Source organism: Xanthomonas sp. D-109 (genome assembly GCF_017746095.1).
In the GTDB taxonomy this organism is placed as follows: Bacteria; Pseudomonadota; Gammaproteobacteria; order Xanthomonadales; family Xanthomonadaceae; genus Xanthomonas_A; species Xanthomonas_A sacchari.
In genome coordinates this window covers 255,411-273,047 of sequence record NZ_JAGHWV010000008.1, presented here as the reverse complement: position 1 = coordinate 273,047, position 17,637 = coordinate 255,411, and the positions used below count along the sequence as shown (strand labels likewise).

13 protein-coding genes are annotated in these 17,637 nt (G+C 70.6%); 6 read left to right on the top strand and 7 right to left on the bottom strand.

Annotation, left to right across the window (positions count from 1 at the left end; genetic code table 11):
- Positions 1-13 precede the first annotated feature (13 nt).
- The 4 genes from J7357_RS09340 to J7357_RS09325 all read right to left on the bottom strand — a co-directional run bounded on the left by J7357_RS09340 (position 14) and on the right by J7357_RS09325 (position 4,003).
- The gene (locus tag J7357_RS09340) at positions 14-1,219 is read right to left on the bottom strand and encodes a lysozyme inhibitor LprI family protein (protein WP_244667388.1); all 1,206 of its coding nucleotides are present in this window, start codon (positions 1,217-1,219) and stop codon (positions 14-16) included.
- 54 nt (positions 1,220-1,273) lie between these two features.
- Positions 1,274-2,872, bottom strand: coding sequence for a hypothetical protein (locus tag J7357_RS09335; RefSeq protein WP_209245906.1), 1,599 nt, complete (start codon positions 2,870-2,872; stop codon positions 1,274-1,276).
- Positions 2,873-2,971: 99 nt separating this feature from the next.
- A complete protein-coding gene (locus J7357_RS09330; protein ID WP_343237404.1) occupies positions 2,972-3,397 on the bottom strand; it encodes a GNAT family N-acetyltransferase in 426 nt (141 codons plus the stop codon).
- A 126-nt stretch (positions 3,398-3,523) separates the two neighbouring features.
- Positions 3,524-4,003: a DUF3574 domain-containing protein gene (locus tag J7357_RS09325; RefSeq protein WP_209245905.1), complete on the bottom strand. Its 480-nt coding sequence runs from the start codon at positions 4,001-4,003 to the stop codon at positions 3,524-3,526.
- 244 nt (positions 4,004-4,247) lie between these two features.
- Between J7357_RS09325 and J7357_RS09320 the strand changes: the two genes are divergently transcribed.
- From J7357_RS09320 to J7357_RS09295, 6 genes are all read left to right on the top strand, one after another.
- A complete protein-coding gene (locus J7357_RS09320; RefSeq protein WP_209245904.1) occupies positions 4,248-6,686 on the top strand; it encodes a TonB-dependent receptor in 2,439 nt (812 codons plus the stop codon).
- Between the two features lie 191 nt (positions 6,687-6,877).
- Positions 6,878-7,630 (top strand): trehalose-phosphatase, encoded by a 753-nt coding sequence (gene otsB / locus J7357_RS09315; protein WP_209245903.1) that lies wholly within the window; start codon positions 6,878-6,880, stop codon positions 7,628-7,630.
- 79 nt (positions 7,631-7,709) lie between these two features.
- On the top strand, positions 7,710-9,491 hold the full coding sequence (locus J7357_RS09310; RefSeq protein ID WP_209245902.1) for a glycoside hydrolase family 15 protein: 1,782 nt from the start codon (positions 7,710-7,712) through the stop codon (positions 9,489-9,491).
- Positions 9,488-10,858, top strand: coding sequence for an alpha,alpha-trehalose-phosphate synthase (UDP-forming) (otsA, locus tag J7357_RS09305; RefSeq protein WP_209245901.1), 1,371 nt, complete (start codon positions 9,488-9,490; stop codon positions 10,856-10,858). Before J7357_RS09310 ends, otsA begins: the two co-directional genes overlap by 4 nt.
- 351 nt (positions 10,859-11,209) lie before the next feature.
- Positions 11,210-13,642, top strand: coding sequence for a membrane-bound PQQ-dependent dehydrogenase, glucose/quinate/shikimate family (locus tag J7357_RS09300; protein ID WP_209245981.1), 2,433 nt, complete (start codon positions 11,210-11,212; stop codon positions 13,640-13,642).
- 318 nt (positions 13,643-13,960) lie between these two features.
- Positions 13,961-15,817 carry a methyl-accepting chemotaxis protein gene (locus tag J7357_RS09295; RefSeq protein WP_209245900.1) on the top strand — a complete coding sequence of 619 codons (1,857 nt, stop codon included), beginning with the start codon at positions 13,961-13,963 and terminating at the stop codon, positions 15,815-15,817.
- A gap of 19 nt (positions 15,818-15,836) precedes the next feature.
- Here J7357_RS09295 and J7357_RS09290 read toward each other — a convergent pair whose 3' ends face one another.
- Genes J7357_RS09290 through pgeF form a run of 3 tightly spaced genes read right to left on the bottom strand, consistent with a single transcriptional unit; the run spans position 15,837 to position 17,567 of the window.
- Positions 15,837-16,280: a DCC1-like thiol-disulfide oxidoreductase family protein gene (locus J7357_RS09290; RefSeq protein ID WP_209245899.1), complete on the bottom strand. Its 444-nt coding sequence runs from the start codon at positions 16,278-16,280 to the stop codon at positions 15,837-15,839.
- Complete coding sequence (locus J7357_RS09285) at positions 16,267-16,809, bottom strand: DUF4166 domain-containing protein (protein WP_209245898.1); 543 nt, start codon at positions 16,807-16,809, stop codon at positions 16,267-16,269. The genes J7357_RS09290 and J7357_RS09285 overlap by 14 nt, the downstream gene beginning before the upstream one ends.
- Positions 16,794-17,567 (bottom strand): peptidoglycan editing factor PgeF, encoded by a 774-nt coding sequence (pgeF, locus tag J7357_RS09280; protein WP_209245897.1) that lies wholly within the window; start codon positions 17,565-17,567, stop codon positions 16,794-16,796. The genes J7357_RS09285 and pgeF overlap by 16 nt, the downstream gene beginning before the upstream one ends.
- Between the last annotated feature and the right edge of the window lie 70 nt (positions 17,568-17,637).

The following is a 17,637-nucleotide window of genomic DNA, read 5'->3' as shown; positions in this document are numbered from 1 at the left end:
GCGTACGCGACCATTACCCCTGCGGGCCTTCGGCAAAGGCGATGCGCGCACCGACCCAGGCTGCGACCAGCGCCGCCGCGACGCGGTCGGCCTGCGCCGCCGGCATCGCCTTGTGCGCGATCATCCATTGCGCCGTGGCAGCGCGCGCCGGCTGCAATGCCGCCAGTGCCGCCTTGCGATCGGCCTGCGGCCACACGCTCGCGTCGTGCCACGCGGCGATGGCGGCGGCCGGATCGCCGGGCGGCTCGGCGCCCTTGGGTTGTTTCAGCAATAGCAGCGGCGACACCGTGGCCTGCAGCGAGAGCACCCGCCATGCGGCGAAATCCGCGTAGCGCATGGTGCCCGCGTCGTCGGACACGCGATCCACCAGGCTGCCGAATGCCTGCTGCAAGCGCATCCATGCGGGTTGATCGAACAGGCCGGGCAACGGCCGGCAGATCGGTGCGGAAAGATCGCGGCTGGAGCCATACAGCGGGCCCATGGCGTCGTAGGCGGCCTCGCCCTGCGCGGCGAACACGAAACAATGCACGTAGGGACGCGGATTCGGCTGCGTGGCCGCATCCGGCGTATAGCCGCTGCGTTCGATCCACAGCCGCAACAGGGTCAGGTCGCGCGCTTCCCCGGCCTGTCGGCTGCTCGGCTCGGACGTGTCGAGCAGCCCGGCGGACACCCCGTCCTGCTGCCGCAGCGCGGTGCTAGCGGACGCGAACCGGGCACGCGCTTCGGCCGCCGCCACCCCGGCCGCCGGCACGAAGCGATGCAGGTACACCAGCCAGGCCGAGGCCAGACCGCCATCGTAGACGCGCAGCTGCGCCGCCGCCGCGGCCGGCGTGGTGGGAATGCTGGCGACGATGCGGTCGAAGCGCGCCGCCTGCGGCGCGAACTCGGCGTCCAGCGCGCGTACCCGCGCCTCCATCCGCTGTTTCAGGCAGGCCCCCGGATCGGTCTCGGCCAGGCAGCTCTGGCGCTGCGCCAGCCAGTCGCGCTGCGCGTTGCGCACGCCAGGCCGCTGCGCCGCGGGGACCACGTCGCGCAGCGCCGCATAGCGCAGGGCCAGCCATTCCTCCGTGGCGTCCAATCGCTTGTCGGTGCACAACAGTCGCTCCACCGCCGTGGTTGCCTTGCTGCAGTCGAACGACACCGCGCCGGCCTCGGGCATCCAGCCCAGTGCCAGCAGCAGTGCCAGCACACGCATGCGCAGGCCAGGGCAAGCATTCATGCCATCCTCCTCTCGTGCATCGTTGCGATTCCGGCACCGCTTGTCGCGCCGCCGTCAGTCCACCAGCACCGCGCGCGGCTTCTGCAACGACAGCAGGCCGAGCAAGGCGGCCAGCACCAGGTAGCCGCCGACGAACTGCCAGGCGATCAGCTTGGGCACGCCGCTCAGCGTCCATGGCAGGTACAGGCCGCCGCGTGGGTCTACCGAATGGATCAGCCCGAACAGGGTCAGCCCGGCCGCCACCAGCAGGAACGCGGCGGCGCGACGCAGGCGCCCGTCCACCATCGCCGCCACCGCGGCGATCCACAGCATCGCGGTGATGATGAAGCCGTTGCCCAGGGTCAGGATCACCGCCAGCTCCGGCAGGCCGTGGCCGTCGAGGGTAGTGGTGAGCTTGGCCAACTGCTCCGGGGCGATCCAGCCCGGTGCCTTGATCGCCAGCAGATAGGCCACCGACGGCAGGAAGCCCAACACCATGGCACCAGCGTGGCGCTTGGGCGTGGCCTGGAAGGCCTGGGTGGTGATGTCGATGGCGACGTAGACGATGATCGGCGCCAGCACCGCCATCGGCAGCCACTGCACCAGGCCGGCGACCAGCCCGAGCATGCCGCCCAGGCCGATGAACAGGCCGGTGAGCAGGGTGTAGCCGCTGCGCGCACCCATGTGCTTGTAGGCCGGCTGGCCGATGTACGGCGTGGTCTGGGCGACGCCGCCGCAGACGCCGGCGATCAAGGTCGCGCCGGCCTCGACCAGCAGGATGTCGCGGGTGCGGTAGTCGTCGCCGGCGGCGCGCGCGCTCTCGCTGACATTGATGCCGCCCACCACCATCAGCAGGCCGAACGGCAGCAGCAGCGGCAGCAGCGGCACCGTGTCGGCCAGGCCGGCGACGAAGCCCAGGCTCGGCCACGGCAGCACCAACTGCGGCGCGATCCACTGCGGCGCCTGGTGGCCGGGAATGCCGACGCCGGCCGCATTGGCCCAGTAATACAGGCCGGTGCCCAATGCCAGCGCCACCGGCACCCCGGGCAGGCGCCACGGCAGCCGCCCCTTGGCGATCAGCACGTACAGCAGCAGGCCCAGCACCACCAGCCCGACCAGCGGCGTGCGCAGCGTCTCCAGCAGCGGCAGGAAGCCCATCAGCACGATGGCGATGCCGGCGATGGAGCCGAGCAACGCGGCACGCGGCAAGGCGCGGGTGACCGCGTCGCCGAAGAACGACAGCACGGTCTTCAGCGCGCCCATCACCACCAGCGACGCCATGCCCAGGTGCCAGGTGGCCAGCGCCGCGGCCTGCGGGTCCAGGCCCTGCTGCTTGTAGCGCACGAACGCCGGGCCGAGCACCAGCAGGGCCATGCCGATGCTGGTCGGCGCGTCCAGGCCCAGCGGCATCGCGGTGACGTCGCTGCGCCCGATGCGCGCGGCCAGCCGCCGCGCCATCCAGGTGTACAGCAGGTTGCCGACCAGCACGCCGAAGGCGGTGCCGGGAATCATCCGGGTGTAGATGACCTCGGCGGGGAACTGGAACAGGCCGACCAGGGCCAGGGTGATGAAGCCGAGGATCGACAGGTTGTCGACCACCAGGCCGAAGAAGCCGTTGAGGTCGCCGGCGACGAACCAGCGCAGGCGCGGCGAAACGGGAGCGGGACTGGACATGCGGAAGTGTCGGCGTTGGGGGTCGAGGGATGGTAAGGGCAAGCGGTGCCGACGGATCGGCGCACGCGCAGGATGCCGTTTTCCGGCGGCGGCGCGCCGCTACGGCGACAGCGGCAGATGCAGGAACTGGTTGAACGCGCTCGGCACGTAATCGCCGAACGCCGCCCCATTGCGGAAGCCGCACCGGCGATACAGGGCCAGCGCCGGCTCGAATGCCGCGCCGCTGCCGGTCTCCAGGCTCAGCCGTTGCAGGCCTTCGGCGCGGGCGAGCGCGATCAGGTGTTCGAGCAGCGCCGCGGCCGCGCCCTGGCGCAGGAACGCCGGATGCGTGCGCATCGACTTCAGTTCGCCACCGCCATCGTCCAGCGTCCGCAGCGCGCCAACCGCGACCAGCGCCTCGTCGCGCCACACGCTCCACACCCGCACCTGCGGCTGCCGCAGACCGGACAGGTCCAACGCATACACGCTGCCCGGCGGCGACTGCGCATGCATCTGCTGCACGTGGTACTCCAGCAATCCACGCACCGCCGGATCGTCCAGATCACCAGGCCGAATCACGAACGGCCCCGCACTCACTGCAGCGGTCCGCTTTTGCGAATCCCGCTTTCCACAGCCGAACGGCTGGTCATCCCCACTCCCGAATCCCGGCAGTCAAAACGACACGTCCACCGCCTGCCGCGCCCACAGCACCGACTGATGCCCGGTGGCCTGCTTCCACGCCAGCCGGATCGCCTCGATGTCGGCGCGGCGCTGCGGGGTGTCCTCGTGCAGGATCACCAGCACCTTGGTGTTGAGCCGGTTCGGCTCCTTGGCGCCGCGGAACAGCCACTGGCCGTAGGCATCGAACACGGTCAGGCCGTCGGGAAAGCGCGGCGTCACCTCCTTGTCCAGGAACGCGCGCCAGCGCGCCTCGCTGATCGGCTCGGCCTGCGGGCGGTCGGCCGGGCCGCTCTCCTCGCCCACGCCGAAGTACAGCTCGCTGCGCACCCAACCGCTGGCCTGCGCCGGCCGCGCCGTGTCGCCCTGCAGCGTGGCGCTGACCTTGCTCGGCGCGGTGGGCGCAGACGGGGCGACGCTGGCGCAGGCGCTCAGGGCCAGGAGGACGGCGATCAACGGGGCACGCAGCAGCATCGGCAAGGTCTCGGTCGGAAGGGGGCAGGCAACACACGATCGTAGGCCAGGTGCGAACCCGGCCGGATAACCGCCGGGCATGAGCTCATGCCCGAGCGCACCGAACACGCGGCTCGCACATCGCCTTAACGTCGGGCTAATATATCGCTTCATCCGGATGGATGCAGCAACCTTTACCGACCCCAGTCGCCGCCATGGCCGGCGCGGCCGGTCTTGATGGTCATCGTTTCAGGAGAGAGCCCCCATGTCGTCCCCGTTCGTCAGGCCGCTGAGCCTGGCCATCGCCCTGGTCCTTGCGGCCCCCGCCTTCGCCCAGGACGCCGCCCCGGCCGCCGCGACCAATCTGGACACGGTGATCGTCACCGGCACCCGCGCCAGCGGCCGTACCGTGCTCGAATCCACCGCCCCGGTGGACGTGCTCAGCGCCGAGGACATCCGCAAGGCCGGCGTGGTCAACGGCGAACTCGGCAGCGCGCTGCAGGCGCTGCTGCCCTCCTTCAACTTCCCGCGCCAGTCCAACTCCGGCGGCGCCGACCACGTGCGCGCCGCGCAGTTGCGCGGGCTCTCGCCCGACCAGGTGCTGGTGCTGGTCAACGGCAAGCGCCGCCACACCTCGGCGCTGGTCAACACCGACAGCAAGATCGGCAAGGGCACCACGCCGGTGGACTTCAACGCGATCCCGATCAGCGCGATCAAGCGCATCGAGGTGCTGCGCGACGGCGCCGGCGCGCAGTACGGCTCCGACGCGGTGGCCGGGGTGATCAACGTGATCCTCGACGACGACCCGGACAGCGGTGCGCTGGAGGCCAGCTACGGCGCCAACCACACCGACGTCAAGCCGATCCACCGCACCCTCACCGACGGCCAGACCGGCTATGCCAGCGGCAAGGTCGGCACGCGCCTGGGCGAGGACGGCGGCTTCTTCAAGGTCGGCCTGGAACTGAAGAACCACGAAGCCACCAACCGCGCCGGCTTCGACCAGATCCCCTCGTTCGAGGAACAGACCCCGGCCAACCTGGCCCTGGCCGGCAAGCGCAACTACGCGCTCGGCGACGGCGCCAGCAAGGACCTCAACGCCTGGCTCAACGGCAAGCTGCCGTTCGGCCAGAGCAGCGAGGTCTACGCCTTCGGCACCTACAACCAGCGCGACACCCAGGGCGACAACTACTTCCGCTATCCCGACGGCGCCGCCAACTGGACCCAGGTGTATCCGCAGGGCTACCGCCCGGTGTCGCTGGGCGAGAACCGCGACCTGCAGGCGGTGGTCGGCGCGCGCGGTCAGTGGGGCGAATGGGCCTACGACGCCAGCCTCGACTACGGCCGCAACGACTTCACCTACCGGCTCAAGCACTCGCTCAACGCCTCGCTGGGCCCGGGCAGCCCGACCCGCTTCAAGACCGGCGACTACGCCTTCGCGCAAGGCGTGGCCAACCTCGACCTGAGCCGCAGCTTCGACGCCGCCGGCGCCACCCACACCGTGGGCACCGGCGTGGAACTGCGCCGCGAGCACTACCGCACCCGTCCGGGCGACCCGGCCAGCTACGCCGCCGGCCCCTACACCGACCGGCCCACCGGCGCCCAGGCCGGCGGCGGCCTGACCCCGCAGGACGCGGCCGACCTGTCGCGCAACGTCGCCAGCCTCTACGCCAGCGTGTCCAGCCAGTTCGGCGACAAGCTCTCCACCGACCTGGCCGCGCGCTACGAGCACTACCAGGACTTCGGTGGCGAACTGACCGGCAAGCTGGCCGCGCGCTACGAGTTCGTCCCGGCGTTCGCCCTGCGCGGCGCGATCTCCAACAACTTCCGCGCGCCGTCGCTGAGCCAGATCGGCTACGAAGCCAGCTCCACTGGCTACAACGCCAACGGCCAGCTGCTGCAGGGCCGCCTGCTCTCGGTCGACAACCCGATCGCGCAGGCGCTGGGCGCCCGCACGCTGCAGCCTGAAAAGTCGCGCAACTACAGCCTGGGCTTCACCAGCCGCGTCGGCAGCCACTTCGACCTGTCGCTGGACCTGTTCCAGATCGACATCGACAAGCGCATCGCGCTGTCGGAAAGCATCGACGGCGACGCCCTGACCGACTTCGTCGCGCAGCGCTTCGGCATCACCGGCCTGCAGAGCGCCAGCTTCTTCGTCAACGCCGCCGACACCCGCACCCGCGGCGCCGAACTGGTCAGCAACTGGCGGCAAGCGCTGGGTCAGGGCCAACTGCAGTTGACCGGCACCTGGAGCTACGCCAAGACCGAGCTGGAGAACGTGGTGGCCACGCCGGCGCAGTTGCTGGCGCTGAATCCGGACTACGTGCTGTTCGGCGTGGAGGAGCGCAACACCCTGACCGAGGCGACCCCGCGCACCCGCGCGCAACTGGCGGCGAACTGGAGCGACGCGCGCTGGTCGCTGCAGACCCGCGTCACCCGCTACGGCAGCGCCACCCGCGTGTTCGACTTCGGCGGCGGCTTCGCCCCGGAGCAGACCTACAGCGCCAAGTGGCAACTCGACGCCGAGGTCGAATACCACCTCACCCCGCAGTGGAGCGTGGCGGTGGGCGGACAGAACCTCACCGACGCCTACGCCGACCGCTCCAAGCCCGACATCGCCTACTACGGCAACCTGCCCTACGACGTGCTCTCGCCGATCGGCAGCAACGGCGCTTACTACTATGGGCGGGTGCGTTACACCTTCTGACGGAGGTGTGGGGAATGGGGAGACGGGAATCGGGAATGGGGAGGAGCGGGGAATCGGGAATCGAGAAACGGGAATCGGAAGAGCAAGAGCCTGCCCGCACGGCTGTTGCTTTTCCCCATTCCCGATTCCCGCCTCCCCATTCCCAGCTCCAATCCACCTGACGCTAACGCCACCCCGTTCATCATGATGGAATGGCAGACGCGCTCCCCCTCCGACCGCCGCCGCCGCGTCTGGACGATGCCTGCGCATTGTTCCTGGACGTGGACGGCACCCTCATCGCCTTTGCCGAACGCCCCGACCAGGTGCAGTTGCTGCCCGAGGTGCGTGAGGCGATCGGCCGCCTGCACCAGCGCCTCGGTGGCGCGGTGGCGCTGGTCAGCGGACGTCCGCTGACGCAGCTGGACGCCTTGTTCGCCCCGCTGCGGCTGCCCGCCGCCGGCCTGCACGGCCACGAGCTGCGCAGCGACGCCGACGCGCAGGCAGCGATGCCCGCCGATACCTCCGAGTTTCTCCACGGGCTGCATGCGCGCGCCGCGCATCTGCGCCAGGCGCATCCGGGCGTGCTGGTCGAAGACAAGGGCGCGAGCATGGCCCTGCACTGGCGGGCCGCGCCGAGCGCCGCGGAGGCAGTACTGGCGTTCGCCGACGAACAGCTCGCCGATCTGCCCGGCTACCGCCTGCAGCCCGGCGACCACGTGGTCGAGTTCGTGCCCGAGGGCAGCGACAAGGGCGTGGCGCTGACCACGCTGCTGCAGCAACCGCCGTTCCGGGGGCGCCGCCCGGTGTTCGTCGGCGACGATCTCACCGACGAATTCGGCTTCGCCGCGGCCAACCAGGCCGGCGGCTGGAGCGTGCTGGTCGGCAGCCGCGCCGACAGCGTCGCCACCTATGCGCTGCCCGATCCACGCGGCGTACACGCCTGGCTGCGCGATAACGCCGGATGAGGCCGCCGCAACGACGACTGTCCGTCCGCGCCCCATGGCCGTTTCCCCCACTGCTTCCGCACAAGGACCCGTCCGCTCCATGAGTTCCCCCAATCTCGACCTCGGCGTCATCGGCAACGGCAGCTTCGGCGCCCTGATCGACAAACGGGCCAGCGTGGTGTGGAGCTGCCTGCCGGCCTTCGACGGCGATCCGGCGTTCTGCGCGCTGCTCTCCCCGCGCGCGCATCCCGGCGGCGATTTCAGCATCGAGCTGGAAGACTTCGTCGACAGCGACCAGCACTACCTGGCCAACACCGCGATCCTGCGCACGGTGCTGCGCGACGCCCACGGCGGCGCGGTGGAGGTGATCGATTTCGCGCCGCGCTGGCGCAACCACGGCCGTTTCTATCGCCCGGTCAGCATCATCCGCCAGGTGCGGCCGCTGGCCGGCAACCCGCGCATCCGCGTGCTGGCCAGGCCGCTGGCCGACTGGGGCGCGCGCCAGCCGGAGAGCACCTGGGGCAGCAACCACGTGCGCTGGCTGCTGCCGGATTTCACCCTGCGCCTGACCACCGACGTGCCGGTGCGCTTCATCCGCGACGAATTGCCGTTCGTGCTCAACCACCCGGTCAACCTGATGCTGGGCGTGGACGAGTCGCTGACCCGCTCGCTGACCGGCTACATCCAGGAAGCGCAGGAACGCACCGAGGAATACTGGCGCGAGTGGGTGCGCTATCTGTCGGTGCCGCTGGACTGGCAGGAGGCGGTGATCCGCAGCGCGATCACGCTGAAACTGTGCCAGTACGAGGACAGCGGCGCGATCATCGCGGCGATGACCACCTCGATTCCCGAAGCGCCGGACACCCCGCGCAACTGGGACTACCGCTACTGCTGGCTGCGCGACGCCGCCTTTGTGGTGCGCGCGCTGAACCGGCTCGGCGCCACCCGCACCATGGAGCAGTTCCTCGGCTACATCTTCAACATCGCCACCACCGACGGCAGCCTGCAGCCGCTGTACGGCATCGGCTTCGAAGCGGCGCTGGAGGAACACGAGGTCGAGTCGCTGGCCGGCTACCGCGGCATGGGCCCCGTGCGGCGCGGCAACCTGGCCTGGATCCAGAAGCAGCACGACGTGTACGGCAGCGTGGTGCTCGCCTCCACCCAGTTGTTCTTCGACCTGCGCCTGAAGGATCCCGGCGACACCCACACGTTCCTGCGCCTGGAACCGCTGGGCGAGCGCGCGTTCGAACTGCACGACGTGCCCGACGCCGGCCTGTGGGAATTCCGCGGCCGCGCCGAGGTGCACACCTACACCAGCGCGATGTGCTGGGCCGCCTGCGACCGCCTGGCCAAGATCGCCGCGCGGCTGGGCCTGGAAGACCGCGTGCTGTACTGGCGCGAGCGCGCCGACCGTATCCACGCGCGCGTACTCAGCGAGGCCTGGAGCGCGGACCTCGGACACTTCACCGACACCTTCAACGGCCACCGGCTGGACGCATCGCTGCTGTTGCTGGCCGACATCGGGTTCATCGCCCCGGACGATCCGCGGTTCATCGCCACCGTCGAGACGATCGGCCGCGACCTCAAGCATGGCGATGCGCTGTACCGCTACGTGGCGCCGGACGATTTCGGCGAACCGGAGACCAGCTTCACCATCTGCACGTTCTGGTACATCGACGCGCTGGCCGCGATCGGCCGCAAGGAGGAGGCGCGCGAGCTGTTCGAGCGCATCCTCGCCCGGCGCAATCACCTGGGCCTGCTGTCGGAGGATCTGGCCTTCGACAACGGCGAAGCCTGGGGCAATTTCCCGCAGACCTATTCGCATGTCGGCCTGATCATCGCCGCCATGCGCTTGTCGCGCAGTTGGCAGGAGGCGTCATGAGCAGATTGGTGGTGGTATCCAACCGCGTGGCCTTGCCCGGCGAGAACCGCGCCGGCGGCCTCGCGGTAGGCTTGCTGGCGGCGCTGAAGGAGCGCGGCGGCGTGTGGTTCGGCTGGAGCGGCAAGACCGTGCGCGGCGACAGCGGCGCGATGCACGAACAGACCCAGGGCGATATCCGCTTCGTCACCATGGACCTGAATCGCGCCGACCTGGACGCGTACTACAACGGCTTCGCCAACCGCACGCTGTGGCCGCTGCTGCACTTCCGCCTGGACCTGGTCGACTACGACCGCGCCACGCGCGAGGGCTATCGCCGGGTCAACGCCATGTTCGCCGACAAGCTCGCGCCGATGCTGCGCGAGGACGACACCGTGTGGATCCACGACTACCACTTGATCCCGCTGGCCTCGCTGCTGCGCGAGCGCGGCATCGGCTGCCGCATCGGTTTCTTCCTGCACGTGCCGTTCCCCTCGGCCGACCTGATCCAGGCGCTGCCGGATCACGCGCGGCTGTTCTCCGGCTTCTACGCCTACGACCTGATCGGCTTCCAGACCCGCCGCGACGTCGACCGCTTCCAGGCCTACGTGCGCCTGTTCGGCGGCGGCAAGGTGGTCAAGGACGGCCTGCTGGAAGCGCCGGGCGGGCGCCGCTTCCGCGCGGCCATGTTCCCGATCGGCATCGATACCGAACTGATCGCGCAGCAGGCGCGCGCGGCGATGTCCAAGCCGGCGGTGCGCGATCTGCGCAGCAGCCTGCGCGATCGCCAGCTGGCGATCGGCGTGGACCGGCTGGACTACTCCAAGGGCCTGCCGGAACGCTTCCTCGGCTTCGAGCGCTACCTGGAACGGCATGCGGACCAGCGCGGCAGCCTCACCTACCTGCAGATCGCGCCGGTCTCGCGCGGCGACGTCACCGAGTACAAGCAGCTGCGCAACCAGCTCGAGCAGATCGCCGGACACATCAACGGCGGCCATGCCGAGCCGGACTGGACCCCGCTGCGCTACGTCAACCGCAACTTCACCCACGCCACGCTCACCGGTTTCTACCGCGCTGCGCAGGTGGGCCTGGTGACGCCGCTGCGCGACGGCATGAACCTGGTGGCCAAGGAATACGTGGCCGCGCAGGACCCGGAGAATCCCGGCGTGCTGGTGCTGTCGCTGCTGGCCGGCGCCGCCGACGAACTGAAGGAAGCGCTGCTGGTCAATCCGCACGACCTGGACGGCGTGGCCGATGCCATCGCCACCGGTGCGTCGCTGCCCAAGCCCAAGCGCATCGAACGCTGGCAGGCGATGATGGATCACCTGCGCAAGCACGACATCAATGCGTGGCGCCAGCGCTATCTGCAGGCGCTGGAGAGCGTGCGCTAGCGGCAGCGCGCGCTTCGCACGACGCGGCGCGCATCGCCTGCGCGTCGCACGATCCGACCTTGCACGCCACGCGGCGCCCGCGATGGCGCCGCATGACGCAGTGTTCCGTGCTCCGTCACGGCCAGACCACCTGCGTCGCCTAAAATAGCCCTCACGCGCCGCGCCGGTTCCTCTGCTTTGCCAGACCACCGCAGCGCGGTCGCTGCTTGGCGATGCACGCCGCGCTTGCGGCCACGCCCCCGCCTCTCCCCCCACGATCCGCCTGCACCGCCGCCATCGCGCCACGCGCAGGGATCCTCGTCGGATGTTTCGCTCATGACCGTTTCTTCCCCACCGCATGCCGGCCGCTGGCTGTTCGCCGGCTATGCCGTCCTCATCGCCGCGATCGGCGTCGCGCTCGCCATCATGGGCGGGCAACTCGTCGCCGTCGGCGGCTCCTGGTACTACCTGCTCGCCGGCGTGGCGCTGGCCGTGTCCGGCCTGCTGCTCGCGCTCGGCCGTCGCGCCGGCCTGTGGCTGTTCGGCGTCACCCTGGCCGCGACCATCGCCTGGGCGCTGGCCGAGGTCGGCCTCGACGGCTGGGCGCTGATCCCGCGCCTGGCGATGATCTCGGTGCTCGGCCTGCTGCTGTTGCCGTTCTGGAAGGTGGCGCGCTGGCGCCTGGCACCCGTTTCCGGCGTCGGCTACCTGCTGGTCGCCGGCGTGCTGCCGGTGCTCGGCGCGACGCTGGTGTTCGTGCCGCTGCTGTTCCCGCGCACGGTGGAACTGGCCGACCCCAGCCTGGCCGCGCAGCGCCCGCAGGCCGCCTTCAGCCGCGCCACGGTGGACAGCCCCGACGGCAACGTCGCCGGCAACCACGACGCCGGCAACTGGACCGCCTACGCCGGCTCCAACCTGTCCAACCACTACAGCCCGGGTGCGCAGATCACGCCGGACAACGTCAAGGACCTGAAGATCGCCTGGGAATTCCACACCGGCGACCTCAAGCCGGCCGGCTCCAAGCTCGGCTACGCGTTCCAGAACACCCCGCTGAAGGTCGGCGACCTGGTCTACATCTGCACGCCCACGCAGAAGGTGATCGCCGTGGAGGCGACCACCGGCAAAGAGCGCTGGCGCTTCGATCCGCACACCGATCCGAAGGCCATGGCCGGCGTCGCCGCCACCACCTGCCGCGGCGTGTCCTACTTCGAGGCCACCACGCCGGTCGCCGAATGCGCCAAGCGCATCTTCTGGCCGATGGTCGACGGCCGCCTGGGCGCGCTCGACGCCCTCACCGGCAAGCTGTGCGAGAGCTTCGGCACGCATGGCTATGTCGACCTCAACAAGGACACCGGCAACACCAAGCCCGGCTACGTCGGCCCCACCTCGCCGCCGGTGGTGATGCGCGGCGTGGTGATCCAGCCCACCGGGCAGGTCCGCGACGGCCAGGAGCGCGATGCGCCGTCGGGCGTGGTGCGTGCCTTCGACGCGGTCAGCGGGCAATTGCGCTGGGCCTGGGACCTGGGCAACCCGGCGATCGCTGCGGCCCCGCCGGCCGGCCAGACCTACACCCGCTCCACCCCGAACGTGTGGTCGCTGATGGCCGCCGACGACCAGTTGGGCCTGGTCTATCTGCCCACCGGCAACGCCTCCGGCGATTTCTTCGGCAAGCAGCGCACGCCGCAGGAAGAGGAGTACACCGCCTCGCTGGTCGCGCTGGATGCGGCCACCGGCAAGGAACGCTGGCATTTCCGCACGGTCAACCACGACCTGTGGGACTACGACATCGGCCCGCAGCCGAACCTGGTGGATTTCCCCGTCCCAGGCGGCGGCACCCGCCCGGCGGTGATCCAGGCCACCAAGTCCGGCCAGGTGTTCGTGCTCGATCGCGAAACCGGCGCACCGATCATGCCGGTGGAGCAGAAGCCGGTGCCGCAGGGCACCGACCACGGCGACTGGACCGCCAGGACCCAACCGGTGTCCCCGGGCATGCCCAACACCGTGGGCGCGCCCAGCCACGACTACGAGACCCTGGTCGAATCCGACGCCTGGGGCATCACCCCGTTCGACCAACTGGTGTGCCGCATCCAGTTCAAGCGGCTGCGCTACGAAGGCATGTTCACCCCGCCCAGCCTGGGCGGCTCGCTGGCCTTCACCGGCAACCACGGCGGCATCAACTGGGGCGGCGTGTCGGTGGACCTGCAGCGCGGCATCATGGTGATGAACAGCAATCGCCTGCCCTACACCGAGCACGTGTATCCGCGGCAGGAAATGCAGTCGCTGGGCGTGGTGTCGGTGTTCAACGGCAAGAGCAGGACGCCCGGCTACATGGCCCAGGAAGGCCTGCCCTACGGCGCGCGCAAGGAACCGTGGATGTCGCCGCTCAACACCCCGTGCGTGGCGCCGCCGTGGGGCTACATCTCCGGCGTGGACCTGCGCACCCAGCAGGTGATCTGGCGGCGCCCGCTGGGCACCGGCTACGACCAGGGCCCGATGGGCATCCCGTCGAAGATGAAGTTCGAACTGGGCACGCCCAACAACAGCGGTTCGCTGGCCACCGCCGGCGGCGTGACCTTCATCGGCGCGGCGCTGGACAACTTCCTGCGCGGCTACGACACCCAGACCGGCAAGCTGCTGTGGGAAGTGCGCGTGCCGGCCGGCCCGCAGGCCGCGCCGCTGAGCTACACCGTCGGCGGCAAGCAATACATCGTCGCTGCGATCGGCGGCCACGACCGCATGGACACCAAGGCCGGCGACAGCGTGATCGCCTGGACCCTGCCGGACGCGGCGGCGCCGGCGAAGTAACCGCCCACCGCGCACCACCCGCCATCGGCCGCCTGCGGCCATGGCGGGTGGCCGGCAGCGGCGTTGAGCGACCCGGCCAGAGGGCGGCGGAACACCCCAGTGCCCGCCACAGGCGTCTCCGCCGCTTGCCCTGCTGCGATGCAGCACGTCAGAACATCCCATGCAGCCCCCCATGGACGTTCAGGCCATGTAAAGTTTCCGACGAACGGCAGGTGCAGGCGATCAAGCCAGCGTGGTGATGCGCCGATACTGGATAAGCCCCCGCGCGACCGCCTCGCCCTCGCGGCGATGCCCGTTGTTTCCCAGCCGGTGCAGACCATGCCCTCGCCATCCGCCGTTCCCCGCTCCACCACAGCCTCGTGGCTGCGCTCCCGTTCGGCGCTGCTTGCCCTTTTCCATGCGCTGCTCCTGCTGGCGCTGGCCGACTATGCGCTGCACGTCGGCCGCACGGTCGGTGCAACCGGATCGGCGCTGCCGCGTTTGCTGCCGGCCCTGCTGATCGCCGTGGCGGTGGCCGCGGCGCTGGGCTGGCTCGGCAGGCGCAGCGCACCGCGTGCCCTGGAGCAGGCCACGCAGGCGCTGCAGGCGCTGGGCGAAGGCCGCTTCGCGCAACGGGTGGAACTGGCCGGCGACGCGTCCGAAGTCGCCCTGCTGCGCGCGCTGCAGAACGCACAACAGGCGCTGGCCGCGCGCCAGGCGCAGACCGAAGCGGAGCTGCAGCATGGCCGCTTCGTGATCCAGGCGCTGGACGACCTGGACACGATGGTGCGCATCGCCGACGACGATGGCCGCGTGCATTTCGCCAACCGCAAGCTGCTGCAGATGTTGAAGACCATCGAACCGGACGTGCAGCGCTTCCGCCCGGAATTCCGCGCCGAACAGTTCGTCGGAGGCAGCATCGGCGACATCTATCCGGACAGCCAGGCGGCGATCGACCGCATGCGCGCACTGACCGGCTCCAAGCGCGTGCGCGCGCCGTTCTTCGGCCGCCAGATCGATTTCGTGTACAGCCCGATCGACGGCGCCGACGGCCGCCGCCTGGGCACCATCGCGCAATGGGAAGAGGTGACCGCGCAGGTCAGCGCCGAGCAGGCGCTGGCCACGGTGATCGAAGCCGCCGCGCACGGCGATTTCAGCCAGCGCATCGAGACCGCGGCCATGGACGGCGTCCTCAAGTCGCTGGCCGAGGGCGTCAACCGCATCGCCGATGGAGTGGAGAGCAACCTGGCGCAACTGGCCGGGGCGCTGGCGGCACTGGCCGAAGGCGACCTCACCCACCGCGTCGACGGCCAGGCGCAGGGCGTGTTCGCGCGGTTGCGCGAGGACACCAACCGCACCGTCGCCAAGCTCACCGAGATCATCGTCGGCATCCAGGACTCGGCCGAAACGATCCGCCGCGCCGCCTCGGAGATCGCCGCGGGCAACACCGACCTGTCCGACCGCACCGAGCAGCAGGCCGCGAGCCTGGAGGAAACCGCCAGCTCGATGGAAGAGTTGACCTCGGCGGTGAAGCAGAACGCCGATAACGCCCAGCAGGCCAACGGCCTGGTGCAGAACACCGGCGAGGTCGCCCGTTCCGGCGGCAAGGTGATGGACGATGTGGTGGCGACGATGCGCGCGATCAGCACGTCTTCGCAGCGCATCGGCGAGATCATCGGGGTGATCGACGGCATCGCCTTCCAGACCAACATCCTGGCGCTCAACGCGGCGGTCGAAGCCGCGCGCGCCGGCGAACAGGGCCGCGGCTTCGCCGTGGTCGCCTCGGAAGTGCGCTCGCTGGCGCAGCGCTCGGCCGATGCGGCCAAGGAGATCAAGGAGTTGATCGAGGCCTCCACACGTACCGTCGGCGAAGGCGCCGAACTGGTCAACCGCGCCGGCGCCACCATGCACGAGATCGTCGGTTCGGTGCAGCGGGTCACCGGCCTGATCGGCGAGATCAGCGCCGCCAGCGGCGAGCAGTCCAGCGGCATCGAACAGGTCAACCGCACCGTGGCGCAACTGGACGAGGTGACCCAGCGCAACGCCGCCCTGGTCGAGGAAGCCACCGCCGCCGCGCGCAGCATGGAGGAACAGGCCGGCGGGCTGGCTGCGGCGGTCGCGGTGTTCCGGATCGACAGCGGCCGTGCGGGCGGCAGCGACGGCAAGGTCGTGCCGTTCGCGCGCGGCGCCGGCTGAGCCGGTCCGCGCGAGGCGCTCACTCCAGAAAGCGCGCGCGCTGCTGCGGCTCGGGCAGGAAACACTGTTCAGTCGTGCCGAACCAGCGATGGCGGTTGCGCGCCAGCACGCGGTAGCCGGCATCGCGCCAGCGCCGCGGCAGCAGGCGCAGCAACGCGACGCTGCGCCACACGCCGCCAAGCCCGGCGATCACCGCGATCGCCGCGTCCGAATCGGTCAATGCCCCGTGCCGTGTCAGCAGCAGGAACGACAGCGGATCGGTTGGATCCAGGCCATGCTCGCGCAACAGCGCGCTGCCGCGCGGCGACTGCATCGCCGCGAAGCGATAGCGGCCGCGGCGATCGAAGCGCAGCAGGAACCGCACCCAGCGGCTGCACAGCGCGCATACCCCATCGAACACGACGATGGCCGCGTCCTCCGGCGCCGTGGGCGCCGCACCCGGTGGCGGCTCAGGCCGGCGCAAGCCAGCCCTCGTAGCGGATGAACGGGCCGATCCACGGCAGCGTCACCGCAATCACGAACGCGTAGCGGCCGTCGCGCTGGTCTTCGCGGCAGTGCACGCCGGCCAGCCAGCGTCGCGGCAGCGGCACCACGCCGAACGCCCAGGCCCGTGCCGCACGCCATTCGATGCCGGCACCGTCGACCCGCAAGGCGAATTCGAACACCACCGCACCCAGGCGCTCGCGCAGCCGGCCGCGGTGCAGCCACAGCCGCGAGGGCATGGCATGCGTGCCGAACCGGCGTTCCCAGCGCTCGCCGCACGCATCGGCGCGGAACACCACTTCCACCGGTGTCGCCGGCCCGGTGCGCGGCAGCCGCACCAGCCACGCGCACAGCGGCAACAGCGGATGGCGGCCGCGCTGCACCATCGCCTGGCCGACATAGCGCGACTGTGGCGAGGGCGTGTGCAGTTCGCGCAGCACCGGCGGCAATTGCGCGAACGCCGGCCCCAGCACCTGCGCGAACAGCGGCGGTGTCAGGGCGCGATCCACGCCAGGGTCGCCATGCGTCCGCTGCGGCGGTCGCGCCGATAGGAGTAGAAGCGCTGCGCGTCGGCGATGGTGCACAGGCCACCGCCGTGGATCTGCTCCGGCGCCAGGCCGGCCGCGACCAGGCGCTGCCGCGCCAGCGCGTACAGGTCCACCAGCCAATGACCGGGCCGGGTGGCGACGAACGCGGCCGCGGCAGCCGGATCGTGGCGCAGGAACGCCTCGCGCACCTCCACGCCGATCTCGTAGTGCTGCGGTCCGGCCGCCGGCCCCAGCCAGGCCTGCAGTTGCGCCGGCGCCGTGCGCAGCGCGGCGACTGTGGCCTCCAGCACGCCGCCGGCCAGCCCCTGCCAGCCGGCATGCGCGGCGCCGACCTCGCTGCCGTCGCGGGCAGCGAACACCACCGGCAGGCAGTCGGCGGTCAGGATCGCCAGCACCACCCCCGGCTCGGCGGTGACCGCGGCATCGGCGGTCGGCTCGGCGTCGATGCCGGTCCCGCGGGGCGGCGCGTCGAAGCGCAGCACCTGCACGCCGTGCACCTGCCGCAGCCAATGCGGCGGCGTCGGCAGCGCCAGCCGCGCGGCCAGCTCGTCGCGGTTGCGCTGCACCGTGGCCGGGTCGTCGCCGTCGGCGGCACTGCGGTTGCCCAGGTTGAAGCGGTCGAACGGCGGCAGCGAGGCGCCGGCGCCATGGCGCAGCGTGGTCAGGGCATGGACGCGCGGCGGGGCCGGCCAGTCGGCTTGCAATGCGAAGTCGCTCATCGGCGCCGCCCTCGCCCGACATGGGGCGCCATGCCGCCCGCCTGGCGTCTCCGGCAGCAGCCCGAGACGG